Source organism: Methylobacterium sp. J-048, assembly GCF_022829515.1.
Lineage (GTDB): Bacteria > Pseudomonadota > Alphaproteobacteria > Rhizobiales > Beijerinckiaceae > Methylobacterium.
Genome location: NZ_JAKSYL010000120.1, coordinates 63,911 through 84,213, shown reverse-complemented (window position 1 = coordinate 84,213; position 20,303 = coordinate 63,911). Strand labels below are relative to the sequence as shown.

Annotated in this window: 28 protein-coding genes; 6 read left to right on the top strand and 22 right to left on the bottom strand. The window is 64.6% G+C overall.

Annotated features, from left to right (window positions below):
- Positions 1–148: 148 nt before the first annotated feature.
- Positions 149–718 carry an MFS transporter gene (locus MKL09_RS09865; protein ID WP_244019845.1) on the top strand — a complete coding sequence of 190 codons (570 nt, stop codon included), beginning with the start codon at positions 149–151 and terminating at the stop codon, positions 716–718.
- A 297-nt stretch (positions 719–1,015) separates the two neighbouring features.
- On the opposite strand, the gene MKL09_RS09860 is transcribed toward MKL09_RS09865, so the two are convergent.
- Genes MKL09_RS09860 through MKL09_RS09845 form a run of 4 tightly spaced genes read right to left on the bottom strand, consistent with a single transcriptional unit; the run spans position 1,016 to position 2,107 of the window.
- Complete coding sequence (locus MKL09_RS09860) at positions 1,016–1,237, bottom strand: hypothetical protein (protein WP_244019844.1); 222 nt, start codon at positions 1,235–1,237, stop codon at positions 1,016–1,018.
- The gene (locus MKL09_RS09855; protein WP_244019843.1) at positions 1,228–1,623 is read right to left on the bottom strand and encodes a hypothetical protein; all 396 of its coding nucleotides are present in this window, start codon (positions 1,621–1,623) and stop codon (positions 1,228–1,230) included. The genes MKL09_RS09860 and MKL09_RS09855 overlap by 10 nt, the downstream gene beginning before the upstream one ends.
- Positions 1,623–1,838, bottom strand: a complete 216-nt coding sequence (locus MKL09_RS09850; RefSeq protein ID WP_244019842.1) for a hypothetical protein — start codon at positions 1,836–1,838, stop codon at positions 1,623–1,625. Before MKL09_RS09850 ends, MKL09_RS09855 begins: the two co-directional genes overlap by 1 nt.
- On the bottom strand, positions 1,835–2,107 hold the full coding sequence (locus MKL09_RS09845) for a hypothetical protein (RefSeq protein WP_244019841.1): 273 nt from the start codon (positions 2,105–2,107) through the stop codon (positions 1,835–1,837). The genes MKL09_RS09850 and MKL09_RS09845 overlap by 4 nt, the downstream gene beginning before the upstream one ends.
- Positions 2,108–2,380: 273 nt before the next feature.
- Here MKL09_RS09845 and MKL09_RS09840 point away from each other — a divergent pair, with 273 nt between their 5' ends.
- Positions 2,381–2,611: a helix-turn-helix domain-containing protein gene (locus MKL09_RS09840; RefSeq protein WP_244019840.1), complete on the top strand. Its 231-nt coding sequence runs from the start codon at positions 2,381–2,383 to the stop codon at positions 2,609–2,611.
- A 469-nt stretch (positions 2,612–3,080) separates the two neighbouring features.
- Here MKL09_RS09840 and MKL09_RS09835 read toward each other — a convergent pair whose 3' ends face one another.
- Entirely contained in the window at positions 3,081–3,635 is a 555-nt protein-coding gene (locus MKL09_RS09835; RefSeq protein WP_244019839.1) for a hypothetical protein, read from the bottom strand.
- Between the two features lie 99 nt (positions 3,636–3,734).
- Entirely contained in the window at positions 3,735–3,908 is a 174-nt protein-coding gene (locus MKL09_RS09830) for a hypothetical protein (RefSeq protein ID WP_244019837.1), read from the bottom strand.
- A 345-nt stretch (positions 3,909–4,253) separates the two neighbouring features.
- Between MKL09_RS09830 and MKL09_RS09825 the strand changes: the two genes are divergently transcribed.
- Complete coding sequence (locus MKL09_RS09825) at positions 4,254–4,556, top strand: SH3 domain-containing protein (RefSeq protein WP_244019836.1); 303 nt, start codon at positions 4,254–4,256, stop codon at positions 4,554–4,556.
- Here the strand turns inward: MKL09_RS09825 and MKL09_RS09820 are convergent.
- The 9 genes from MKL09_RS09820 to MKL09_RS09780 all read right to left on the bottom strand — a co-directional run bounded on the left by MKL09_RS09820 (position 4,553) and on the right by MKL09_RS09780 (position 12,296).
- On the bottom strand, positions 4,553–7,060 hold the full coding sequence (locus MKL09_RS09820; protein ID WP_244019835.1) for a peptidoglycan recognition family protein: 2,508 nt from the start codon (positions 7,058–7,060) through the stop codon (positions 4,553–4,555). The genes MKL09_RS09825 and MKL09_RS09820 overlap by 4 nt on opposite strands.
- Positions 7,061–7,064: 4 nt before the next feature.
- Positions 7,065–7,511, bottom strand: coding sequence for a hypothetical protein (locus tag MKL09_RS09815; protein WP_244019834.1), 447 nt, complete (start codon positions 7,509–7,511; stop codon positions 7,065–7,067).
- A 2-nt stretch (positions 7,512–7,513) separates the two neighbouring features.
- On the bottom strand, positions 7,514–7,765 hold the full coding sequence (locus tag MKL09_RS09810; protein ID WP_244019833.1) for a hypothetical protein: 252 nt from the start codon (positions 7,763–7,765) through the stop codon (positions 7,514–7,516).
- A 3-nt stretch (positions 7,766–7,768) separates the two neighbouring features.
- The gene (locus MKL09_RS09805; protein WP_244019831.1) at positions 7,769–8,623 is read right to left on the bottom strand and encodes a baseplate hub protein; all 855 of its coding nucleotides are present in this window, start codon (positions 8,621–8,623) and stop codon (positions 7,769–7,771) included.
- Positions 8,624–8,837: 214 nt separating this feature from the next.
- Positions 8,838–9,608 (bottom strand): hypothetical protein, encoded by a 771-nt coding sequence (locus tag MKL09_RS09800; RefSeq protein WP_244019829.1) that lies wholly within the window; start codon positions 9,606–9,608, stop codon positions 8,838–8,840.
- On the bottom strand, positions 9,608–10,138 hold the full coding sequence (locus MKL09_RS09795; RefSeq protein ID WP_244019828.1) for a hypothetical protein: 531 nt from the start codon (positions 10,136–10,138) through the stop codon (positions 9,608–9,610). The genes MKL09_RS09800 and MKL09_RS09795 overlap by 1 nt, the downstream gene beginning before the upstream one ends.
- 21 nt (positions 10,139–10,159) lie before the next feature.
- Positions 10,160–10,414 carry a hypothetical protein gene (locus MKL09_RS09790; RefSeq protein ID WP_244019826.1) on the bottom strand — a complete coding sequence of 85 codons (255 nt, stop codon included), beginning with the start codon at positions 10,412–10,414 and terminating at the stop codon, positions 10,160–10,162.
- Positions 10,411–11,910: a hypothetical protein gene (locus MKL09_RS09785; protein WP_244019824.1), complete on the bottom strand. Its 1,500-nt coding sequence runs from the start codon at positions 11,908–11,910 to the stop codon at positions 10,411–10,413. Before MKL09_RS09785 ends, MKL09_RS09790 begins: the two co-directional genes overlap by 4 nt.
- Positions 11,910–12,296, bottom strand: coding sequence for a hypothetical protein (locus MKL09_RS09780; RefSeq protein WP_244019822.1), 387 nt, complete (start codon positions 12,294–12,296; stop codon positions 11,910–11,912). Before MKL09_RS09780 ends, MKL09_RS09785 begins: the two co-directional genes overlap by 1 nt.
- Positions 12,297–12,914: 618 nt before the next feature.
- Here MKL09_RS09780 and MKL09_RS09775 point away from each other — a divergent pair.
- Positions 12,915–13,079: a hypothetical protein gene (locus tag MKL09_RS09775; protein WP_244019821.1), complete on the top strand. Its 165-nt coding sequence runs from the start codon at positions 12,915–12,917 to the stop codon at positions 13,077–13,079.
- Positions 13,080–13,561: 482 nt separating this feature from the next.
- Here the strand turns inward: MKL09_RS09775 and MKL09_RS09770 are convergent, their stop codons facing one another.
- The 7 genes from MKL09_RS09770 to MKL09_RS09740 form a co-directional block, all read right to left on the bottom strand.
- Positions 13,562–14,716, bottom strand: coding sequence for an ATP-binding protein (locus MKL09_RS09770; RefSeq protein WP_244019819.1), 1,155 nt, complete (start codon positions 14,714–14,716; stop codon positions 13,562–13,564).
- 80 nt (positions 14,717–14,796) lie between these two features.
- Positions 14,797–15,030: a hypothetical protein gene (locus tag MKL09_RS09765; RefSeq protein ID WP_244019817.1), complete on the bottom strand. Its 234-nt coding sequence runs from the start codon at positions 15,028–15,030 to the stop codon at positions 14,797–14,799.
- The gene (locus MKL09_RS09760; protein ID WP_244019816.1) at positions 15,027–15,521 is read right to left on the bottom strand and encodes a hypothetical protein; all 495 of its coding nucleotides are present in this window, start codon (positions 15,519–15,521) and stop codon (positions 15,027–15,029) included. Before MKL09_RS09760 ends, MKL09_RS09765 begins: the two co-directional genes overlap by 4 nt.
- Complete coding sequence (locus MKL09_RS09755) at positions 15,518–15,949, bottom strand: hypothetical protein (RefSeq protein ID WP_244019814.1); 432 nt, start codon at positions 15,947–15,949, stop codon at positions 15,518–15,520. Before MKL09_RS09755 ends, MKL09_RS09760 begins: the two co-directional genes overlap by 4 nt.
- A gap of 210 nt (positions 15,950–16,159) precedes the next feature.
- Complete coding sequence (locus MKL09_RS09750) at positions 16,160–16,384, bottom strand: helix-turn-helix transcriptional regulator (RefSeq protein ID WP_244019812.1); 225 nt, start codon at positions 16,382–16,384, stop codon at positions 16,160–16,162.
- 118 nt (positions 16,385–16,502) lie between these two features.
- Entirely contained in the window at positions 16,503–17,132 is a 630-nt protein-coding gene (locus MKL09_RS09745) for a hypothetical protein (protein ID WP_244019810.1), read from the bottom strand.
- Positions 17,129–18,316 carry a tyrosine-type recombinase/integrase gene (locus MKL09_RS09740; protein ID WP_244019913.1) on the bottom strand — a complete coding sequence of 396 codons (1,188 nt, stop codon included), beginning with the start codon at positions 18,314–18,316 and terminating at the stop codon, positions 17,129–17,131. The genes MKL09_RS09745 and MKL09_RS09740 overlap by 4 nt, the downstream gene beginning before the upstream one ends.
- Positions 18,317–18,429: 113 nt before the next feature.
- Between MKL09_RS09740 and MKL09_RS09735 the strand changes: the two genes are divergently transcribed.
- Together MKL09_RS09735 and MKL09_RS09730 are read left to right on the top strand one after the other, a co-directional pair.
- A complete protein-coding gene (locus MKL09_RS09735) occupies positions 18,430–19,260 on the top strand; it encodes a hypothetical protein (RefSeq protein ID WP_244019808.1) in 831 nt (276 codons plus the stop codon).
- 71 nt (positions 19,261–19,331) lie between these two features.
- Positions 19,332–20,195 carry an SMP-30/gluconolactonase/LRE family protein gene (locus tag MKL09_RS09730; protein ID WP_244019806.1) on the top strand — a complete coding sequence of 288 codons (864 nt, stop codon included), beginning with the start codon at positions 19,332–19,334 and terminating at the stop codon, positions 20,193–20,195.
- Positions 20,196–20,303 lie beyond the last annotated feature (108 nt).

The window sequence follows — 20,303 nt, the reverse complement described above, 5'->3', positions numbered from 1 at the left end:
GCCCGACTCCTCCTGCCGACCGCTTGCCGGCCGGGCGCGGGTCCTCGACGGAGGCCGCGGTTGACGTCCGTAGAATCGCTATATACTCATACAATTGCGTTCTACAACAAGGGGCCCGTAAGGCGGCCCCGGCAAGAGGAAACGTTTGATGGCAGGACCGATCGCGAGCATCGGATCGCCCGCGGCGGAGACGGCGACGCGGGACCAGGGCAGCTACCGCCCGGCCCTCTCGCTGCTCGCGAGCCTCTTCTTCATGTGGGGCTTCATCACGGTCATCAACAACACGCTGCTGCCCCATCTGCGGAGCGTGTTCGACCTCAGCTACACGCAGACCACGCTGATCGAGTCGGTGTGGTTCATCGCGTATTTCGTGGCCTCGATCCCGGCGGCGAAGCTGATCGCGCGCATCGGCTACCAGCGGGCCCTGGTGGTCGGCCTCGGCATCATGGCGCTGGGCACGCTCGGCATGGTCCTGGCCTCGCATCAGGTCTCGTACGCGATCACCCTCACCGCCCTGTTCGTGATCGCGAGCGGCATCACCCTGCTCCAGGTCGCCGCCAACCCCTACGTGGCGGTGGTCGGGCCGCCGGAGACCGCCCCGGCGCGCCTCAACCTGGTCCAGGCCTTCAACTCGTTCGGCACGACCCTGGCGCCTTTGTTCGGCGGCTACCTGATCCTCGTCTATTCGATTAAATACTGTTTATCGTCAGCATCTTAGCTTTTCGATCTTGCTGCTTACCCACATCCTGGCCCATACCAAATTTCGGGCTTTCCGAGTACGGCTAGAGACGTCGCAGCGCTGATCCGCCCGCACGAGATGCGTGAGCGGCGTTCGCGACAAGTCGCATGCATTTTGCATTCACTCCGAGGTCGGCTTGGTCTCCGGCCGTCCACGCTCGCCCTGAGCCATTTCCCCCCAGCGACGGGCGGGCGTGGATGCTAATTCGGATCCGGCGATAACCTGTGCGCCACTCAGGTTTTCCGGACCCCAAGGTGGGGGACGCGTCCCCCACCCCTACCAGCACAGCACCGGCATCGGCGGGATCGCCGGCACGCCGCTGAGCGTGCGCGGGATCGGACCTCGACCCACCGCGATCAGCGTCCGCAGAGCGCGGGTGGCGAGGTAATCCGCTTGGCGCAGGCCTTTCCTGGCCCGGCGCATGTCGTCACCGGCACGGCGGACCCGCCGCATCCGCCACCACGCCATCGCGGCGACGAGAGGGCTGATCAGGCGCATAGCTTGATCACCTCCTGCAGGATCGTAGCAGCGAGCCGCTCGTCACCGTAGGTGCTCTTTAACAGGCCCGAGTCGGCCCACTCGTCGAGCAGCAGGCGGGCTTTCGCCGCTAAGTCTGCTGGGCTCCGAGAAGCCTCCGTGGCAGCCCGAACGACGATAGCTTCGTGTTGACGGGTCTCAACGTCCAAGCGGTCGTCGTCCCAGTGCTCAGCAACCGCAGATTTGTTGATCCAGCCTCGGTGCTGGATGGCCCAATCGCAGGCTTGGACGAGGTCGGACGGCGCAGCAGGCGGCAGCGAGCCGGAAGGAAGGGCCATGACGGCCCCGCCTGTAAGCGGGGCGGCGAGGATGGCGCCGAGCGCGGCGCGGCGGGTAGAGGCAGCCATCAAGCCCTCCCTCCAACCTTGCCGAACGCTTCCCGGCGGTGCGCGTCGAGGCGCTTAGCCATCGCGGACAGCACGTTGCTGATGACCCAGACGTCCTCGGGATCGATAGGGTCTTCGGTCGTGCCCATGCGATTGAGCACGCTGGCCCAGAGACCCAAATCCCGAATGTCCCCTTCCATGCTATCGACTGAGTTGAATGCGGGATGGTGGCTCATGCCGCCCTCCCGACATTGAAGCGGTGAGTGCCGCGGCCAGTCCACTCAGTGGCCGAGGCTTCCGGGTCCTCGAACTCACGATCGGCCTCACCATCCCAGCCGTCGAGAAGATCGATCAACCCCTCGACCAGGTTCTCGACCTCGGTGCGGGACAGGGTGCGGATGCCGTGGGTGAACTGACGTGGATCCAGAACTTGCTCGGCGAAGAAGCTGGCCAGCCCGTCCTCGATGGCGACGATGGCGTGGTCGGACGGTTCGGCGGCCCGCATGGTGCGGATAGCCTGTGTGACGGGGCCCGGCTGCTGGCCGAACCCCTGGCCTAATAAGGGCCGCGGGTTGCCGGACTGGGGTAATAAGGGCGTGCGTGTGCTATGGGCTTGAGAGGCCATTGACGGAGATCCCAGACGTTGATGGCTAGGCCTGCTGCGGTGCTAGAACACCTTGGCAGGCCGCTTGAGGTTCAGCAGCGATTTCGCTACTGTGTTGCGAACATACGCACTGCTTTTGCGGTGTCAATGCGAATTCGCAGCAAGGACGCGATTTTGACGCCTGCTCAGTGCAAGATGGCCCGTGCCGGGCTCGGGATCGGGATCCGCGAACTGGCCGATCAGGCTCAGGTCTCGACCAACACGGTGTCGCGCTTCGAGGCTGGCGAAGAGCTCAAGGGACGTACCGTCGCCGCCCTGCAGGCCGCCCTCGAAGGCGCCGGTGTCATCTTCATCGAGGAGAACGGCGAGGGACCGGGGGTGCGGCTGAGGAAGGCGCTGGGTTGAATTTTCGCGGCGACGCGCTTGAGGCGAAGCGGCTGCAACCGCTTCGCAGGTTTTGCCAACATCTTATGGTTTCGACAAATCTTAAGGTGTTGAGCTGAAGCTATCCCTGCTTAATAAGCTTCTTCACTTCCGCAACAGATCTGTAATGATCACGAGTATGCATGAGGCAGCGCGCGAACAATTCAAGAGCATCGTCTTGTTGCTCAGCGGTGCCTAAGCGAATGTGATGGTATAGCTCAAGCGCGACGCGCTCGGCGCTGTCGGATCTGATACTAACTGGGCCATCTACCCGTGTTTTAGTGTCGGCCATTTGTGGCTCCTTCGCCAATGGATGTGAAGGCAAATGGGTCGTAGTCACTTAAAGTCTAGCGCGCTGGCGGCGTCATAAAATTTATTAGGCAGTTATGCAGGAGTGCACCCAGATGACACTCATGGGAGAAAGTGTCCTCTGACCTATGACTCGACTTGGTTAGTCGCGAATATAGAGGCCTTTAAGAATAAGAACGCTTGACACCTCTGTATGATGCCCATTTACCAAATAAAACATCAGATCATGTGCCATATCCTCGGTCATGCGAGGATTGAACGGCTCTGTTTTGTCCTGGCGAGCGGCCTCAAACCAGTTTATGATCTGCAGCACAAACTGTAGAGAAAAAAAAGCTTCTGGCCCACCAAGAAAATCCTTGGCGGTTTCATCTCGCTCTTGAGCGGTGCCGTTGAACTCTAGGGCCGAGCCTTTGTATTCTCGAATTTCCTTTACCCACTGTGCGCGACACAGCTGGTGGAGAAGGAGCCCCATAATCTTGATGTGCGAAAGACCGCTGGTGTCCGAGCCCATGCGCTCAGCGAGCCACATGTCGTGGCTTGCCGCCCATCCTTCGTGGGCAGCACGAAGAATGTCTTGAGAGAACTCGAATTCGAAACCCAGCGATTTGCTGACCGTCCAGCAAAAATCTAAAAAGTCGGGCCTGAAATTATCGAAGCTCCCCAACCAACGGTCGAGGCAGTCGGCGGTCATTTGCATAGGAAGGGCGACCTGCTAACGGCAAGGTCGCCCTGCCTACGCTAGGTTGAATGAGACTGAGAAGGGCTTGATTGACGGCCTTGGGAAAAAAGGCGTGCGTCAGGCCGCGCGCGAGCGATCGCCGATGACCGCGCGGGTGAGCTTCATTGACAGAGGCGCCTTGTAGTCAGCGGAGATCTCAGGGCGACCGTTCTTGAAAAGAAGCTTGAATCGCTCCGTATCCCGCGCAACCACGGCACCGGCCCCATGGGCAGATCCTGTGTTGTCGGCCATACCGTGTTCCTCATAATCGCCAGTCAGAGCGAGCCGGCGACGCGCTCGCTATGACACACTAGAAAAAGGCTCGTCAATTTTTGGTTCCGATTTTCGAGCGCTTTAGTTCGCGCTCGGCATTTTGCCGCGCGCTTCGTCGGCACCAAATTTCCGGAATTTTCGTTTGATTGAGATGGGCTTGTCGCATTCGGAATGAAAGAGCGCGATTTGAAATCAAGCGATCACAAAATGACGCTCTTGAATTCCCCACACGCCTTCCAGACCGATCAAGCGGCAACTGATTCGCTACCTACCTGTAGGTTGATAAGGTCTCGACACCGCCATCCCAGCGGCTATCCTCCCGCCATGCGCTACGCCCTCGCCGCCGTGATCCTCGCTGCATCGGTCTCTGCCGCCAAGGCAGAAACCCTACGGGTGATGGGCGTTGCCCCGAATGATGCGCTGAACGTGCGCGAATTCCCCACCGGTGATGCTAAAATCGTCGGCATCATCCCACCAAACGGGCGCGGCATCCGCTACAGCGGCGACGGCCTCGGCGAGTGGATCTTTGTCCGCTACCGCTCCGTCGAGGGCTGGGTCGCCGGCCGGTTCGTGCAACCCGATCCCTATACTTTCCCGCGCGGGCGCCAAGTCGGCCCGGAGGACTAGGCCAGCCCCCGGTTCGCCGCCGCCGCATAGGATCGGCCCCGGATCGTGTCCACGAACTCGCCGGCCGCTGCCCGCCCATCCGTCGCAGCGGTGTGGAGGTTCACATTCTGAATGTTCCACTGGGACGAGTTGTCGGTCGTCGCGCGGTTGTCGTTTGACGTATTGCCGGTCACTGCCGCTTGTGCCGCCTGCGCCTGCACGATGGCAGCCATAGCTCCCGCACGCTGGGCCTCTAGCGCACTCGTCGAGCCAGGGGTCGGCGCCGATCCCGTCCTGCCCTCTGCCGCTGCGGTAGCTGCCGGAGGCTGTGATCGGCGAATGGCGTCGACGATGGTCCTCCCTTCGGTCTCCTGCTTGTGAGAGTTAAGCTCTCCGTGCCCGTAGACCTGAATGCCCGGGTATTGCTTCTGCATCTGAGCCATGAAGCGCTTGGCCGCCTCGACTTGGATCGGATTGATATCTTTGTCGTCCTTGGCGATCACCTCCATGCCGAGGCTGTTTGAATTGGTCAGCCCGGAGCCGTTCTGTGCGGGTTTGATGTGCGACCCGCGGGCGCCCGGGGCGAGGGTCTGATAGATCTTTCCATCCCGATCCATGACGTACTGAACGCCTAGGCCGCGCTGGTTGAGGGTGTTGACGACACCTTCGGGGGTGCCCCGGCCGCCCGTGTGGTGGAACACGAAGCCTTTCACGTCCGAAAGCTGACCGCCACGATAGGCCGCCTGCCCGCTGATATCGGTCACGCCCTCCGGGGTGCCGGCGGCAGGCTTGTTGCCACCCTGCGCCGTCGCATCAGGCGTCGGCTTATACCCAGAGTCGCCCCACTTCGGGTCGGCATCTTGGTTGCCGCGATAGCCGTGCCACAGCCCGCCGGGGCTCCAGTTCGGATTGAGCTTGCGCTGGCGAGCAATGTACTGGGCCACCCACCGGGTTTGCGCCGGGATGGTTTTCGGGTCCGTCAGATCCATGCCGGTCTCGCGCTCGAACTCGGTCCCGAGCCCGCCCTTCCGATTGAGCTGCCACGGGCCGTAGCTTTGCTCGCGGGCCGTGATGGCGCGATCGTAGCCCGCTCCGTGCCCGCTCTCACCCGCCCGGATGCCATGCATGATGCGCGGGTCGATACCGGCCCTTTTGGCCTCCTCCTCCGTGAGGCGCGTCAGGTTGCCGGCGCCGCTGCCTTCCGGCATCGGGCTGCCGCCGTTATGCGCTTCGGCCGACCCGCCGCCGAAGACCCGTTTGACCCGGTTCCACTGCCGGCGCAGCCACGGGCGGGCTGCTCCTTCCTTACCATAGAGGTCGGCCGGCGGCCGTTCGGTGGCGCCGCCGGTCGCAGGGTCGACACCGGCCGCGCCCTCCTTGGCCAGCACCTTCGGCATCTGGTCGGCGGTTACGGCGCCGAGTGCGGCCGCACCCATCGCCAACCGGATCGCCCAACCAAGCGGCCCGCTGCCGAGTAGGCCGGCGACACCCAGAATGGCCTGCACCATACGGATGGCTTTGGAGCCGACCCAGAACAGGAAAAGGGCCTCGCAAATCTTCAACAACCCGCCGAACGAGTCCGCGACCCGTAGAGCTCCTGCCCCGAAGTTGCGCAGGCCTTCGCCGACCGCCTCCCAATTGATGGAATTGATCCAGTCCGAGAACCGCTTGATGTACTCGGCGATCTTGCTGTCGATGATGCCGCGGTTCTTTTCGATCCACTCCTGAAACTGGGTGAGCAAGCGGGTGATCGTCGGCGATACACCCGTGAGGATCTGACGGCCAAAGCTCTCCGAGGTTTGCCGGAGGGTCTCAATCGACGTGGTGAGCGCCTGCGCGGCCTTGGTGTCCTTGTCCGAGACGATGCCGACCTTGCGGGACCTCTCCAGTGCCTCGTTGAGCTTGTCGCGACCCTGGATGAGTAGGGCTGCCGTGTCGCGGTCGATCCCGGCTTGCTTCAACAGGTAGGTAGCGAACGGGGCGCCCATCTTGTCGGCCGTGCCCTTGGCCGCGTCCGCGATGTCGCCGAAGGTGGTCGCCAGATCCTGGTTCAACCGGATCGCCTTGCCGGAGATGCCCTGAAGGCGCCCGAGCATCGGCAACAGGCTGCTGTTCCCCGTGACCTTGATCTCGTTGATCGAGTCGGACAGCTTTTCGAATGAGCCGGCGGTCGCAGCCACCGATCCGCCGCCGCGGGCCACCGCATTGGCAAGCGAGCTGATCGCCTCAGGGGTCGAGCCGATGGATTTTGCCAACCGACCAAGAGCAGCGTCCGCCGACGTGATGTCCTGAACGAAGTCCTTGACCGCCCGCCCGGCGGTGAACAGGGCGAACAGCTTCAACGCGTTGCGGGCAAGCCGATCCACGGCCTCGGCCGCACCGTCCAGGCTCCTCTCGATGGCGGTGCCATCCTTCTGCGCGCCCTCCCGAGCCTTGCGCATGGAGGTGGAGACCTCGGCCAGTCCCTTCCGCAGGGCCTTCGGGTCCAGGCCTACCTCAATGGCGAGCGCGTCGGTCAGCAGCATGGGCCTAGTCCTTCACTTCGTAGGACACGCTCGCCAGGAGGTGGCCGGTCTCAACGAGGGGTTTATCGAAGCCCTTCCGGGCGATGGTCGAGGGCGCATTGGCCGGCGTCGAGAAGGTCGTGATCGACTCGCGCAACTGGCCGGCAATCGCCTCGCCGACCTGGGCCATCGTCTTGCGGCCGTCGTACTTGTTGGCGACCAGCAGGTTCGCGATAGCCTTCGGCCAGGTCGGGCTCTTGTCCGCCACCATCGACCTAAAGAACGGGCGCGGCGGGATCTTCCGGGCCGGGGCGCCGAATTCCTGAATGGCCGCCACCATCGGCACCGACGTGCCGTCCGGGTAGGTGGACCCTTCGAGGAAGCCGATGCGGACCGCCGTGCCGTCGCCGATCCGTGCGGCGATCTCCTTGAGCGCAGCTTCGATCTTGTCGCCGCCGGTGACCTTCGCCATCGCTAGTCCCCCACCACCGTGAGGACCGTCCGCTCGCGCCGCGCATCGCGCCGGAGGCCGTTCGACAGGTTGCGGACGCGCTCGCAGTCCCCACCCGCCTGGGCGAAGGCGATTACCGTCAGCACAGCAGCCCACAACTGCGGGTCAGGGTGCTTCTCGGGGTCGACGACCCACAGACGCTCGGCCTCGCGCTGCATGGCGATGGCGGCCTGGACGGCGGGATCGGACAGGAGGTGGTCGTACTCACCAGCCATAGGTCAGACCTGTATTCTGGAGCAAGAGAAGGTCGAAAACCATTTGCCGTTCGGTATATCGGCATCCAGTTCAGCACCGAGATGGAAAATATACCACTGGCCGCACGCGGGGGTAAGTTCGCTTTTGACCTTGATCGTTCCGCCGTACTTCAGATTTGGATTAAACAGCGTCGTCACTTCGATGCCTGACGACGTGAACGTGGGATAATTCACCATCCCCGTATCCGGCCCGATCTCTACAGCCGCGCCCGGCCGGGCCTGCGGCGGCTGCCAGATCGATAGCTTGTCGCGGTCGATGTCCCAGCTAACCCCGGCCATCTGGCCAAGCTGCTTCATCTGGATGCGCGGGCTACTCCAGAGGTATGGGTTCATCACCTTGGCTTTGACGCCGCCATCCTCGAACTGAAGCCCGGCCTTGCCGGCGATCTGCTTGAACAGTTGCGCCACGTCCTGCGAGCCGGGCGCGCTGGTTGGCTCCGCCTTCATGATCTGCTCGTAGTATCCGACCATCGCCTCGACGCGGAAGCAGCCCTGCGGCTGCGCACGGAGGTCGGCAAAGGCTACATTGATCGTGCCTTTGAACACGTAGCTTTTCTGGCCGCCCTCTTCGTAGGCGTAGATGCTGACGAAATTCTTGCCGATCGAATTTACGTCGTTCCCCAGTGTCGTCAATTGGTTCATCAGCGACAGCGGCATGCCCCAAATCGCGATTTGGCACTTCGCCATGTCGGGGGCGCCCATATTGTCGATCTGAACCGACGCGCGGTGGCTCTTCACCTCGGCCTTGTTGCCGCCGCCCTGGAAGTTGCCCTCGGCAAGCTGGAAGCTGAAGTCGAGATGCTTTCGGGTGAACGCCATGCTGGTGCCTTGGGCTCAGTGCTCCCGGCACGGGGTGCGCCGGGAGCCATGTCGGGGCGGGGCACCGGACCATGAACAAGCTCGGTCCGCCTGCCGTCGGTTACTTCGTGAGCGCCACTCGACAGCTTGGCGCCGTGTGGCCAGACCAGCCACACTCGCCGCGCTCACCCGCCCAAGCCGACCCGGGGAAGAGGGATGATCACGCGGCATCTCATCAGCGCGCAGACGCGCCAGGGCCGGGTTCGCCGGGCAGCAGATCCGCGACGGCCTGAAGCTCGGGGAAGGCGGTGTCCGGATCAGTGCGCAGTCGCGCCACGGCCTGCAGCCAGTTCGGAGCCGTGCCGCGGCTGAAGTCCCGCGTCGTCCAGTTCCCGTTGGCCAGCGCATTCAGACCGTTCATGGTCGCCTGACGCTGCTTGTCGGCCTCGTCATGGGACCGCCGGTCCGCGCCAGCCTGGTAGATGAGCTGCGCGGTGCGAACGCAGGTCTCGGCGTTCTTGATGGCCGTCATCGCCACCGCGATGGCCGCGGGCAACTCGGTGGCCGCCACGTCGGCCACAGCCGTCCGCACGACATCGTTGGCCTGCTCGGTCCAGTACTCCCAGTCCTCCAACGGCACCCGCACTGAGGCGACGGACTGCCGGACGGCCTCAAGCTCGTCCTCAGCCTCGCCCACCCTCTGCCGAGCGAGGCGCTGTCGATCGCTGGACGGCACGGCGGCGCCGGCCGCAGCCGCGGCGGTGATCTCCGCGGCACGATCCTCCTTGGCCTGGTTCAGGTCAGCTTGAGCTACGTGCAGCGCGCCCGCCGCCTCGGCCTCCATGGATTCCGCCGCCCGGATAGCGGCGCGGCAGTTCTCCAGCCCGCGCTGGCGCTCGGCGAGCAGGTCGAGCGCGTCCGCGAGGGTCTGGCGCTCGACCGAGCGGATGGGCGGCTCGGACACGAGCACGAGCGCCGTACCCTGCCGGTGATCCCGAGAAGCCATCAGGAGGCGTGCCCAATGCGACCGGTGCCGAACCGTTCATCGAGGGACTTTGACTGGGCGGCATCCATCGCCAACCGTGGCTTGGACTGCGTGTAGCCATGATGGACGGCGGGCGTCGGGTCGGACTTGATCCGGGTGGCGTCCGGGAACCGGGAGGCGAAGCCGGCGGCGTCGTGGGCGATACGAGGCGCGGCGCCGGGAAGACCTGCAGGCCGGCTGTCGAAGCCTAGGGCGATGTTGCGGTGAGCGCGACGAATCGTGCGGCGCGTCGACTTGGAGTAGCCGTCCTGAGCCATCTGCTCGCTCGGGTTCGTCTCCTCGGCATCGTCGACCACGTCGTCGATGAGATCCTGAAACTGGTCGAAGTCCCCCGGCGAGAGCTTGTCCGCCAGGAAGGACATGAGCTTGTTGAGCTTCTCTTCGTCGAGGGGGGCGCGATCCTTGGCGATCCGGACGGTGCCGGGCTTACCAACGGTGTAGGCTTGGCTGCACTTCGACATCGAGGCGCAAAATTTCATGCGTTCGGGCATAGGGAATCCTCCTGGATTGGTTCAGGCCGCGGCCTTGGTGCCGATGGCCGCGAAGGCGGCGATGATGGCGAGGCCGATGTCCCGGGCCTCCCGAGGTGCTCCGGCGTGGTCCTCGACGGCGGCGACCTCGTGGGTCTCCGAGCCGTTCGACATCTCGACCACGACGACGCCGGCGCCGTTCACTCGGTCACGGGGCAGCGCGGGGCGGCGGGTTGCGGTGAGGGTGTAGCCGGCGACCGAGCCGATCGGCGGCATGTGCAGTGGGGTCATAGTCAAAAACCTCTCATGAAGCGGATGCCCATCGGATCACTATGGCGACGGCTGTAGTCAGTCGGGCGCTTGGCCCACTCCATCAGTTCTTTGCTGATGATCAGCGGCTTAGATTTGTTGCTTTCAGCCCAGACCACGCCAGCAACGGCGTTGATGTAATCGTCATGCCCGTTGTTCGGGTGATCGATGTTGTCTTTGCCGCCGAAATTTGTCCGACGCTCAAGGTTCAACAACTCGTTCCGCATCTTGTCGTGGTCGAGCAGTCGAACCTTGCCGCTGTTCAAGAGCGGCAGGAATTCGATGTACAACCCCGCCTTGGCCTTTGGGCACTGCTCGTAGGTGATCCCGTACTTGCGGATCAGTTCTTTAGGCCACTCGTTGGCGTAGTTGTCGCCGACTACTGTGCTGACCCGGTACGGCTTCAGCGTCGCTGCGAATTGCTGACAGACAGCGTCCGGCGAGAACGGCGGCTTCACCCCGACTACCAGGTCGACCACGATGTTCCCGGTGGCGTCCTGATGCGCGACCGCCAGGGTCATCGCGTCCTTGCCAGTGCCGCCGGACGGATCGATGAAGGCGGTGTAGCGGGCGTTGGGGTCCGGCTCGCGCTCGCGCACGCCGAAGTCGGTGCACTGATCCACCAGCTCGCGGCTGACGAAATCCGAGATGCCCTCCCGGAATTCAGCACCGTACTCGGCTCGTGCCGACTCGGGATCCTTCTGATAGGCGCGGGCAACCGCACGCTGAAGGTCCGGCGTGTCGTGCATCTTTAGGGTCGGCGCCTGGACGACCAACACGCGCGGATCGCCGCCAGGCCGATAATGGTCCTTGTACGTCTCGTACAATTCGCCGCGCTTGGCGTAGGGCGAACTGAGGACGAAAGGAGGTGCGTCGCCATAGCGAGCCAGTGCAGGCCTTACTGCTCTCAAGATTTCCTTGTCGGGATTAGCCATCCCTTCAATCGACCAATAGGCAAGCTCGTCGCACAGGCACGCAACGAAGGTCGCTCCACGCACAGTCCGGAAGCTCGCCGCCATCACCATGATGTCGACCCGGTTGGTGAGCCGGATCGTGTCGGATGTCGGATCGCCGTCGACTAGATCAGCGAAGAATGGAAACTCGCCGAAGATGCCGCTCAGGTAGTTGAATGCTTCAGCCGCGGTGGACTTCGACACAGCGATGACGGGAAGGCGACCGCGCTGACCGGCCTTAAAGCGGCCCTCGTGCTCGACGCAACCCGCAAAATAGGCTGCCGCCGTGCTCAGGGCCGCAGTCTTGCCACCGCCACGGCCAACCACGCTCCAGAACTCGTCAACCGGCTCCGCGGGCTCGCATTCGCGCGTGGTCAGTTCCCGGTAGATCTCCCGCTCCTCAGCCGTTAGCGCCTCGCCCCGGCTAGCGATCAGCAGCGTGCGCCAGTTGCGCCAGGACTCGCCCGGCAAGGAGCGCCCGAGGACGTTGTCATCCTCAAGAGCCTCCCGCATGCTGCACAAGATCTTCATCAGCGGGCGCCCTTGCCCGCGAGGTAGCTGCGCAGCCCAGGACGCTCCGGAGCCCGTGGCGGCCCCATCCTGCGGGCCTGGCGGTCCATGCGGTCGCCGATCTGACCTAGGGCCTCTAGGTCGACGTTCTGGCCGCCGGCCATGGCCGCGTGCAACTTGGCTAGCTCGACGGCCAGCCCGGCATAAGCACGGGCCGCCTCGCGCTGCGTGACCGACATGGCGGCCTTGCCGCCGCGCTCGGCCTCAACCTCGTCCAGCACGGACTTGTAGTGCCTTGCCGCCTCGGTGCTGCCCGGCACGGTGACGAGGAACGGCCGGCTGCCGTTGGCCAGCGCTGAGCGCTGCTTGGGGGAACGAGGACTAGCGGGCTGTGTTTGGATTGACATTCGACCGACCGGCTGTGGTCTGTCGTATATAATCGATTTGTCCGTATTTGTCTAATTTTACCAAGTATTGTCCTCAGTAGTCCCTAGACGTTCCCGGCCGTTCCAGCTCACGATCCCTGCGACCATCGCCGTCGCCGATCAGACCATTGCCTGCGAGGGGTGTGTGGGCCGCATGTGCCGCCTCGGAGGCATGCGGATCGACTGCATTCCGCCCCATGCCAGAACTCGTATGGTGGCCGAAAATGGAGGAATCAGTGGCCTACAAGATCGAGTTCTTGAAGGATCAAAGGGTTGTGGCCACAAAGCTTTGGCCATGCAGCATTGAGGCTGCTACTGCCCACGCCTTGGCGCAGTACCCGCGACAGCACACTCGAAATGGCGCGACATCCGTGAGTGTAACCTGCGAACGCACCGGCATGGTCGTTTTCGCATTCCGGGACGACCACTGCGGCCCGAAGGAGCGGCGTAGGATCGAATTGGGCCTCGCGCCGATAGGTGTCAGCCCCATCACGGTAGACCGGCTTTACTGATCCGCTGAGGGGCAGGAAGGGACATGCGGAACGGGGGCTGCCCACCCGGCGTTCACCGCGCCCGTCACCGGACAGGCTGGAGACCGCCATGAGCGCCGTGAAGCCCCTCGCCCTCATCGCCCTGCTCGCCGTCGGCGTGGCCGGCTGCGACGACAAGAAGGCCGAGAACAACACGCCCACCAAAGCGGACTCGTCCAAGATGGAGCCGCAGACCGATCAGTCGGCCCCGCCGAGCCAGAAGCCGAAGCAGTAAGGTCGGCACCGGATCGAATTAGAAACGCCCGTGATCGTGGGGCGGGATGTGGGTAGCGCTCCGGCCTGAAATCCAACGCGTTGACGTTGCATTGCTTTTCGGTCTCGGCGGCGGATAGCATTTCCGCCGCTAGGGGTTTTCGGAGAGTCGCGCTGCCAGCGTCAGATTTAATCGGCGGCGTGGTGCGTGCGTGAGCGCCTCTTTCAAACCCTATCCCGAACCGATCCCCACAGCGAGCGCGTCCATCTAATCGTCTTTCAATCCACCTAGCGGCTCGCCTTCATCCTACTGGCTAAAGCGTGGCTTTCCGGCGTCTATCCGCCTGCTATCTGGCCTCGTCTTTTATCCCCCTGCCCCACCTTTGAAAGGTGTGGCGTTGCAAGGTGTGGCGGTGAGGCGCTTCAGGTGCTTTGCCCCACTGCCACACCTGCCCCACCCCCTTTAGGGGGGGGCAAGGTGAGGCGGGGCGGGGCACCCCCATTTTAGGCTGCCTCACCTACCTCGATGAACGACCGTTTGTTGCGCTTTTCGTCGGTGCCCTCAACGACCACGAACATGCCGGTGTCGATCCACGTCCGAAGCATCGCCTTCACCCGATTCCGGCCAACGGCGTCCAGTTCAATGTCGAGCGCCGCTGCGATCGGGACTCCGGCCCAGTCCTTGGCTTGCGCGTTCTCACGCCACCGGCCGTCGATTAGGGCGCGCTGCGCCTTGCGGAGGTGATCGACCGTCAGACCTTCCAGCATGTCCGGCCACTGCCAGGGTTCGACGACGGCGACGTAGTCACCTGCATCGATAGAGTCCGCCGGCCCGTTGCCGAGTTCGACCGGCACGAGGTGGAACCACTCGCTCCGATCTGGTGGCGGGGCGAGGTTCGCCTTGCCATTGTCGGCACGGAAGTAGCCACGGTTCGTCGGCAGCCCGGCGCGGTCCGCCTGCTCCTTGGTCATGGGGTTGAGCACCCGGGCGCTTCGGGCGGCGGCGAGTAAGGCCCCGGCACCGCGGCCGTCCTCGACCGTGTACTCGCCGGTAGAGCCGCTCTGGCCCTTACGGACGTGGTGGATCAGCTCTACGGCCGCCCTGCCCTCCTCCGCGACGCGGTTCCAGGCCTTGGCCACGATGTCGATGGCGGCGTTGTCGTTTTCGGTGACGCGGTGCGAACTAACGAACGGGTCGATCACCAGCACGTCGATCCGGTTGTCGAGGATGGCGCGGGTCAAGCCATCCACCACCGGCTCGGCGACCTTGGTGCCCTCGCGGGTGGTGCTCGCGATGACGATGCTGGTGGTCCGGCCGGAGTTGAGGAACAGGCGCCCCTCGATCTCGGCCGGCTTGATCCTGTAGTGCAGGCAGATCGCCACGACGCGGCGCTCAATCTCTTCGAGCGGGTCCTCAAGGTTCAAGTACCAGCACCGGAGCGGCTTCGGCACCGACACACCGAGCAAGGGCCTGCCGGTGACCATGGCGATCACCTCAACCAGCGCGAGGCTGGATTTGCCGACGCCGCCGGGCGCCGCCGTGGTGCTCAGGAACCGTCTGATCAGGTGCCGACCATAGACCCACTCCCGCGGCGGGATCGTCGTCGGATCCCGCCACCGGAACGGCTGCGCACGGATTACTGGCTTGGCTTCCGGCATAGAGTCCGGATCCGGACCGGGCCAACCGCAGAACGGGTCGGCCCGGTCGAGCGAGGGGTCGTTGTAGGCGCGTTCTGACATCAGGCGCCTCCGCGCGAGCCGGAGGGACTGAGCAGCGCTGCGGCGTCTGCCGCGCTGCTGAGAGCCACGGCGGCCTGACGCAGCGCGTACCTCAGGGCGCGTGCGTCGCCGATCGCCGCCATCTCCGAGGCCATTCGGGAGTAGGCCTCGGCGATCGACGCGGCCTCGGCGACGGCGTCGAAGGTGTGAACGGCCATCGCCGCCCGTTCGGGGCTGTGGAAGGGCGCGTTCATTCGGCCCCTCCCCGGCTGATCGTGTCGGCGGCGAAGCGGGCCAGCAAGGCAGCGTCGCTGCGCCCATGGTCCTTCTTCCGGCTGAAGCTCTCGGCCGAGGCCGGGAACAGCCGCAGGGCGAGCGCCCGCCCGGCCTCCTTCGGATCGGCGGCACCGAGGATTCCGTGATGCCGCTTCCAGACCGAGGGCGTCACCAAGTGCACCGGGAGGTGGCACAGCGTGGCGACGGTTTTGGCGGTGGCGTAGGCCGCGCCGATACCGAACGCCTGCTTGCACCCGTCGCGCGGCTGCGGTCCCTGCCGCTCGACCGCGGCGAGCGCCGGGGCGAGCTGCCGGATACGCCGCTCCAGGGCGTGCGCGTCGACCTCACCGTTCACCACCGGCATGTCGTCCACGGACACCCGTTCCGGGTAGGCCGGGAAGTAGAAGGCGACGGCGCCGGTCAGCCCGGGGTCGATCGCCACGATGCAGATCTCGGGAGCGGTGCTCATGCCTGGCCTCCCTGATTGTGGAAGGCTTGCATCGCCCAGGTGAAACGGTCCGCTGCTGCCGGGATGTGAGCCGTGAGGGCACTCATCGCGGCGACACCGGCACGGGCATACTCGCGGTCGACAAGGTCGGGCGTGGTGGTGACGCCCTTCCCGATCTCTTGGGCCATGCCGATCAGGCCCTGAGCGACGAAGTGCGGCGCGATCAGCACCGGGTCGTCATCGACCTCAACCGTATGACAGGACTTCTTCCAGCTCTTCAGAAGTGCTGCTTTCAGGGTACGGCGCAGGTCGCGTGGCAGCGCGAGCGCTGCCAGCAACTCCTCATGGGCATGCCATGGCATGTCGGGGCCATCCGCTGGCCCACGGAAGAGGCGCACCACGACGCCATTGATTGTAGCGGTATGGATGGGAGTGGCGGCCGTGATCATGCGCGGGCCCTCCAAGTGTCTACCTGAGGGAACGCGAGTTCGGCGAGCACCGCCGCGGTGGCGGGCGAGAGGCCGAAGCGGCTGGTGAGCCTATGGACGCGGAAGGGGGCGGGTGCTATTTCGGAATGGTCAATCTGGCGAGATAGACATTCCGAGGGACGTGAGCGCTGGCCGGCGCTCCGTCCCTCAACTTGTTTATGGGCCATGCGGCTACGCGGCCTCCTGCACCAGAGAGGTCAGGAAGGTGCGGATGCTCTCATCCGGGACGTAGCTGGACGCGCCAATCCTGACGACCTTCAGCTTCCCTGCGGCGACCAGCCTGTAGAAGGTTGAGTTGCTGATGCTGAGGATCTGCTGCGCATCCTTGGTACGATGCAAAAGCTTTCCCGTTGGCGCACGCGGTTCTCCCGCGGCACCTTGAACCGTGTAGTTCATGGCGGCTATCCTTGGTCTGTCCCCAGGAGTTGCTGGGGATGACTTCAATTTGGGCTGTTAGCGGTCTTCAGTCGACCCATGGTGCCGCGCAATCGTAATAACTCTGCGCGCAGACTTATTAGGTTTGCGCACTTGCTTTCGATTGAGGCTTCCAAGAGCCCGTCCGGCGATAGTTGGTGGCCCAGGCGGTGACGGATCGCAGGCTTGGATTGCTAAGGCCCGGCTTAAGCGGTTCGTGCGCAAGTAATTCAAGGACGGCATCCAAGAGGCGTTGGCCATTGAGGCCGCTGTCTACAAGGCCACCAAAATGCTCGTCTAACAGTTGATCCCTTTTGGTTTGCTTTCCTGCTGCTGCTCTCCGTCCTGGCTCGGTATGCTTGCTTGAAACTTTTTTCTGCACGTACCGCCACGCACTCTCGGTGACACCGCCTTTGTCCGCTCCCTGCACTAAGCCGGCTGTGAAATCGTCCAAATTTCTAATTAGCCTGCGGTATAAATTTGGGTTGATTTGCCCGATTTCCCGCATTGCGCTTTCGATATCGTTCCAACGAGGAACGACTTCTTGCTTAGCGTAGTTCAGCGCGCCTCGATCATTCGCACTTAGGTGATCAAAACTCAGTGCCCTCCGCACATGGGAGTCGATCTCGGCTACTCGACGCTTTAGATTGCGCTCAGCCTCTTCCGCGCGTCTTTTATCTTGTGCTTCGTGTCGTGCTTTAATTTGCTCCCATGTCCAAAGTTCTTTCATGCCCGGGCCTCAGAACAATGCTGTGCCCAGGCATTCATCAACTCACGTCGCTTCTCGAACAAGTCGCTGCGTCGGTAAGCCCGCTCCGTTGCATCGCCGACCGTGTGTGATAGCGCCATCTCGGCCAGATCCCGCGGGAACGCGGTGCATTCGCCGGCCCAGTCCCGGAACGACGATCTGAACCCGTGAACCGTCGCGTCGACGCTGGCGACCTTCACCAGCATGTTGCGCAGAACCTTGTCGCTGAGGCGCCGCTTGCTGCGACTGCCCACGAAGACGAGCGTGTCGCTGGCACCCTGCATCCGCTCTAGGAGCGCAAGGGCCGGCGCCGACAACGGTACCCGGTGCTCAACCCCGGCCTTCATCCGCTCGGCCGGCACGCTCCAAATCCCGGCTTCCATGTCGATTTCGGACCAGAGCGCGCCGGTCGCCTCGCCGGAGCGGACGGCCGTCAGGATCGCGAACTCCAGGGCCAGGGCTTCGACAGCATCCTGATTGCGGAGGTTGGCCATGAATACAGGGACTTGGGCGAAGGGCATCGCAGCGTGGTGCTTGACCTTCTTCACCTTGGATCGCTTCGGCAACAGGTTGGCGATGTGGCCGCGCCAGCGTGCTGGGTTCTCACCGCGCCGGTAGCTCCGGGTTGCAGCCCAGTCGAGCACGGACTCTATCCGTCCCCTCACCCGCTTGGCCGTCTCCGGCTTTGTCGCCCAGATCGCCTCCAACGCCTTCATCACCTGGGCGGTGTCGATCGACTGGACCGGCAGGTGCCCGAACACCGGGTAGGCGTAGGCCTCCAGCGAACTCGACCACTGTGCGATGTGCTTGTCGTTGCGCCAGCCAGCCTTGTGAGCTTCGAAGTAGGCTTCGGCGCAGCATCGGAAGGTGATTGCCCTCGCGGCCTCTAGCGCCGCCTCCTGACGCTTTTCCCTGCGGGTCTCAATCGGGTCGATGCCATCGGCCGTCAGCTTGCGGCAGTCGCGGGCTCGCTCTCGCGCCTCGGCAAGGCTGAAGGTGTGAGCCGAGCCCAACCCCATTTCCCGCGCTCTCCCGGCCAGCGCGAACCGGAAGATCCAGCTCTTGGCGCCCTTGCCGGTGACCTGCAGCCAGAGGCCGTGCCCGTCGCCGTACATGCCCGGCGTCTTCAACCTTGCCACGCCGAGGGCCGTGAGCTTACCCTGCATATGGTTTTCACCCGCGCTTCTACCCACATCATAAACGCGGATTTGGGGGGACGCCAGAGGTCCGCTGGGGACGCCGGCTTTGAAAAAGCCATGCATGATCAGGCCTTTGTGGAGTGCCCAGGAATGCCAGGGAGTGCCATTTCGGCGGCTACCTGATCCTCGGCCGCTCCGCCTCGGGCAACGTCGCCGCCGGCACCACCCTGAGCCCGGCCGAGCGGCTGGCCGACGCGCAGTCGGTGCAACTGCCCTACCTGATCGTGGCGGCGATCCTTGTCGTCCTTGCTGTCGTCATCGCCCGCTTCCCCCTCCCCGCCATCGGCGGCGGGGGCGACGCCGCGAAGCAGGCCGCCAAGGCCGGGCGCGGAAAGCTGTCGCTCTGGCGCCACCGCAATCTCGTGTTCGGCGTGCCCGCGATCTTCATCTACCTGATCGCCGAGATCGGGGTCTCGAACCTGTTCATCAACTTCGTCTCGCAGCCGGAGATCGGCAACCTCACGCACACCGAGGCCTCGCATTACCTGTTCCTGCTGTGGGGCGGGATGATGGTCGGCCGCTTCGTCGGCAGCTACCTGATGCAGGGGCGCTCCGCCGAGACCATCCTGGCCGGCGCCGCCATCGCGGCCTTCGCGGTGATGCTGGTGGCGACCTTCGCGACGGGGCCGCTCGCGATGTGGGCGCTGATCTCCGTGGGGCTGTTCCACGCCGTCATGTTCCCGACGATCTTCACCCTCGGCATCCGCGGCCTCGGGCCCCTGACCGAGGAGGGGGCGGGCCTGCTGATCATGGCGATCGCCGGCGGCTCCCTGGTGGTGGTGCAGGGCTGGGCCGCCGACCGGTTCGGCCTGCAGCATTCCTTCCTGATCACGGCCGCCTGCGAACTCTACGTCCTGTTCTTCGCGCTGTGGGGCAGCCGGCCGGGCCGGGGCGCGTCCGACGGCGCCTGATCGGCCACCGCCCGCGAGGCTGCGTGAGGCGGCGGGCCGGGACCCGTCGCCGGACTGGAAGGAGGCGATCCATGGAAGCACAGTTCCGTATCGTCGCCCGTGCCGAGCGCGACCGGCTCGGCGAAGGGCCCGTCTGGGTGCCGGAGCGGGGGCGGCTGTTCTGGGTCGATATCGAGGCGCCGGCCCTGCGCTGGCTCGACCTCGCCAGCGGCGCGACCGGCACGCGCCCGTTCCCGGAGCCGATCGGCTGGATCATCCCCCGCGCCCGGCGGCGCGATTTCATCATCGGCCTGAAGAGCGGCTTCGCGGCGTTCGATCTGGAGGCCGACCGGGTCACGCCGATCGGCGATCCGGAGCCGGATCATCCGGACAACCGCCTGAACGACGCCAAGGTCGACCATGCCGGGCGGATCTGGGCCGGGAGCATGCACCAAGCCGAGACCGCGATCTCCGGCGCTCTGCACCGGCTCGATCCCGACCTGACCTGGCGGCGGATGGACGGCGCTTACGGCGTCGCCAACGGCCCGACCTTCAGCCGCGACGGCCGGATCCTCTATCACAGCGACAGCGCCGCCCGGACCGTCTTCGCCTTCGACCTCGCCGCCGACGGCACCCTGTCCGGCAAGCGCGAATTCCTGCGCTTTCCCGAGGCCTGGGGCTGGCCCGACGGGATGACCACGGATTCCGACGGCTGCCTGTGGATCGGCCATTGGGGCGCGGGCCGGATCAGCCGGGTGGACCCGGAGGGACGCCTCCTGCGGGCCATCCCGCTGCCGGCCACCAACATCACGAGCTGCGCCTTCGCGGGGCCCGGGCTCGACCGGCTGTTCGTCACGTCGGCGTCGCGGGGCGTCGAGCACGAGACCAACGCCGGGGCGCTGTTCGAGCTCGATGTCGGCGTAGCGGGCCTGCCGCCCCGGGCGTTCGGGGGCTGAGGCACGGCCGGGTTCCGGGTTGCGGCTTCTCGGATCGGGCTCGATCGCCCGCCCGCACGGGATCCGCATCGCGCCATCGTGTGGCGGGTGTCCCTCGGATGGGGGATG

Excerpts from the sequence above, each read along its gene's own strand:
- MKL09_RS09760 (WP_244019816.1), bottom strand. The coding sequence starts at position 15,521 with ATGAGCACCGCTCCCGAGATCTGCATCGTGGCGATCGACCCCGGGCTG.
- MKL09_RS09730 (WP_244019806.1), top strand. The coding sequence starts at position 19,332 with ATGGAAGCACAGTTCCGTATCGTCGCCCGTGCCGAGCGCGACCGGCTC.
- MKL09_RS09850 (WP_244019842.1), bottom strand. The coding sequence starts at position 1,838 with ATGAGCCACCATCCCGCATTCAACTCAGTCGATAGCATGGAAGGGGAC.
- MKL09_RS09845 (WP_244019841.1), bottom strand. The coding sequence starts at position 2,107 with ATGCGGGCCGCCGAACCGTCCGACCACGCCATCGTCGCCATCGAGGAC.
- MKL09_RS09780 (WP_244019822.1), bottom strand. The coding sequence starts at position 12,296 with ATGTCAATCCAAACACAGCCCGCTAGTCCTCGTTCCCCCAAGCAGCGC.
- MKL09_RS09755 (WP_244019814.1), bottom strand. The coding sequence starts at position 15,949 with ATGATCACGGCCGCCACTCCCATCCATACCGCTACAATCAATGGCGTC.
- MKL09_RS09830 (WP_244019837.1), bottom strand. The coding sequence starts at position 3,908 with ATGGCCGACAACACAGGATCTGCCCATGGGGCCGGTGCCGTGGTTGCG.
- MKL09_RS09785 (WP_244019824.1), bottom strand. The coding sequence starts at position 11,910 with ATGAAGATCTTGTGCAGCATGCGGGAGGCTCTTGAGGATGACAACGTC.
- MKL09_RS09805 (WP_244019831.1), bottom strand. The coding sequence starts at position 8,623 with ATGGCGTTCACCCGAAAGCATCTCGACTTCAGCTTCCAGCTTGCCGAG.
- MKL09_RS09800 (WP_244019829.1), bottom strand. The coding sequence starts at position 9,608 with ATGGCTTCTCGGGATCACCGGCAGGGTACGGCGCTCGTGCTCGTGTCC.
- MKL09_RS09740 (WP_244019913.1), bottom strand. The coding sequence starts at position 18,316 with ATGCAGGGTAAGCTCACGGCCCTCGGCGTGGCAAGGTTGAAGACGCCG.
- MKL09_RS09765 (WP_244019817.1), bottom strand. The coding sequence starts at position 15,030 with ATGAACGCGCCCTTCCACAGCCCCGAACGGGCGGCGATGGCCGTTCAC.
- MKL09_RS09825 (WP_244019836.1), top strand. The coding sequence starts at position 4,254 with ATGCGCTACGCCCTCGCCGCCGTGATCCTCGCTGCATCGGTCTCTGCC.
- MKL09_RS09820 (WP_244019835.1), bottom strand. The coding sequence starts at position 7,060 with ATGCTGCTGACCGACGCGCTCGCCATTGAGGTAGGCCTGGACCCGAAG.
- MKL09_RS09835 (WP_244019839.1), bottom strand. The coding sequence starts at position 3,635 with ATGCAAATGACCGCCGACTGCCTCGACCGTTGGTTGGGGAGCTTCGAT.
- MKL09_RS09815 (WP_244019834.1), bottom strand. The coding sequence starts at position 7,511 with ATGGCGAAGGTCACCGGCGGCGACAAGATCGAAGCTGCGCTCAAGGAG.
- MKL09_RS09745 (WP_244019810.1), bottom strand. The coding sequence starts at position 17,132 with ATGAAAGAACTTTGGACATGGGAGCAAATTAAAGCACGACACGAAGCA.
- MKL09_RS09770 (WP_244019819.1), bottom strand. The coding sequence starts at position 14,716 with ATGCCGGAAGCCAAGCCAGTAATCCGTGCGCAGCCGTTCCGGTGGCGG.
- MKL09_RS09795 (WP_244019828.1), bottom strand. The coding sequence starts at position 10,138 with ATGCCCGAACGCATGAAATTTTGCGCCTCGATGTCGAAGTGCAGCCAA.
- MKL09_RS09855 (WP_244019843.1), bottom strand. The coding sequence starts at position 1,623 with ATGGCTGCCTCTACCCGCCGCGCCGCGCTCGGCGCCATCCTCGCCGCC.
- MKL09_RS09775 (WP_244019821.1), top strand. The coding sequence starts at position 12,915 with ATGAGCGCCGTGAAGCCCCTCGCCCTCATCGCCCTGCTCGCCGTCGGC.
- MKL09_RS09750 (WP_244019812.1), bottom strand. The coding sequence starts at position 16,384 with ATGAACTACACGGTTCAAGGTGCCGCGGGAGAACCGCGTGCGCCAACG.
- MKL09_RS09865 (WP_244019845.1), top strand. The coding sequence starts at position 149 with ATGGCAGGACCGATCGCGAGCATCGGATCGCCCGCGGCGGAGACGGCG.
- MKL09_RS09860 (WP_244019844.1), bottom strand. The coding sequence starts at position 1,237 with ATGCGCCTGATCAGCCCTCTCGTCGCCGCGATGGCGTGGTGGCGGATG.
- MKL09_RS09810 (WP_244019833.1), bottom strand. The coding sequence starts at position 7,765 with ATGGCTGGTGAGTACGACCACCTCCTGTCCGATCCCGCCGTCCAGGCC.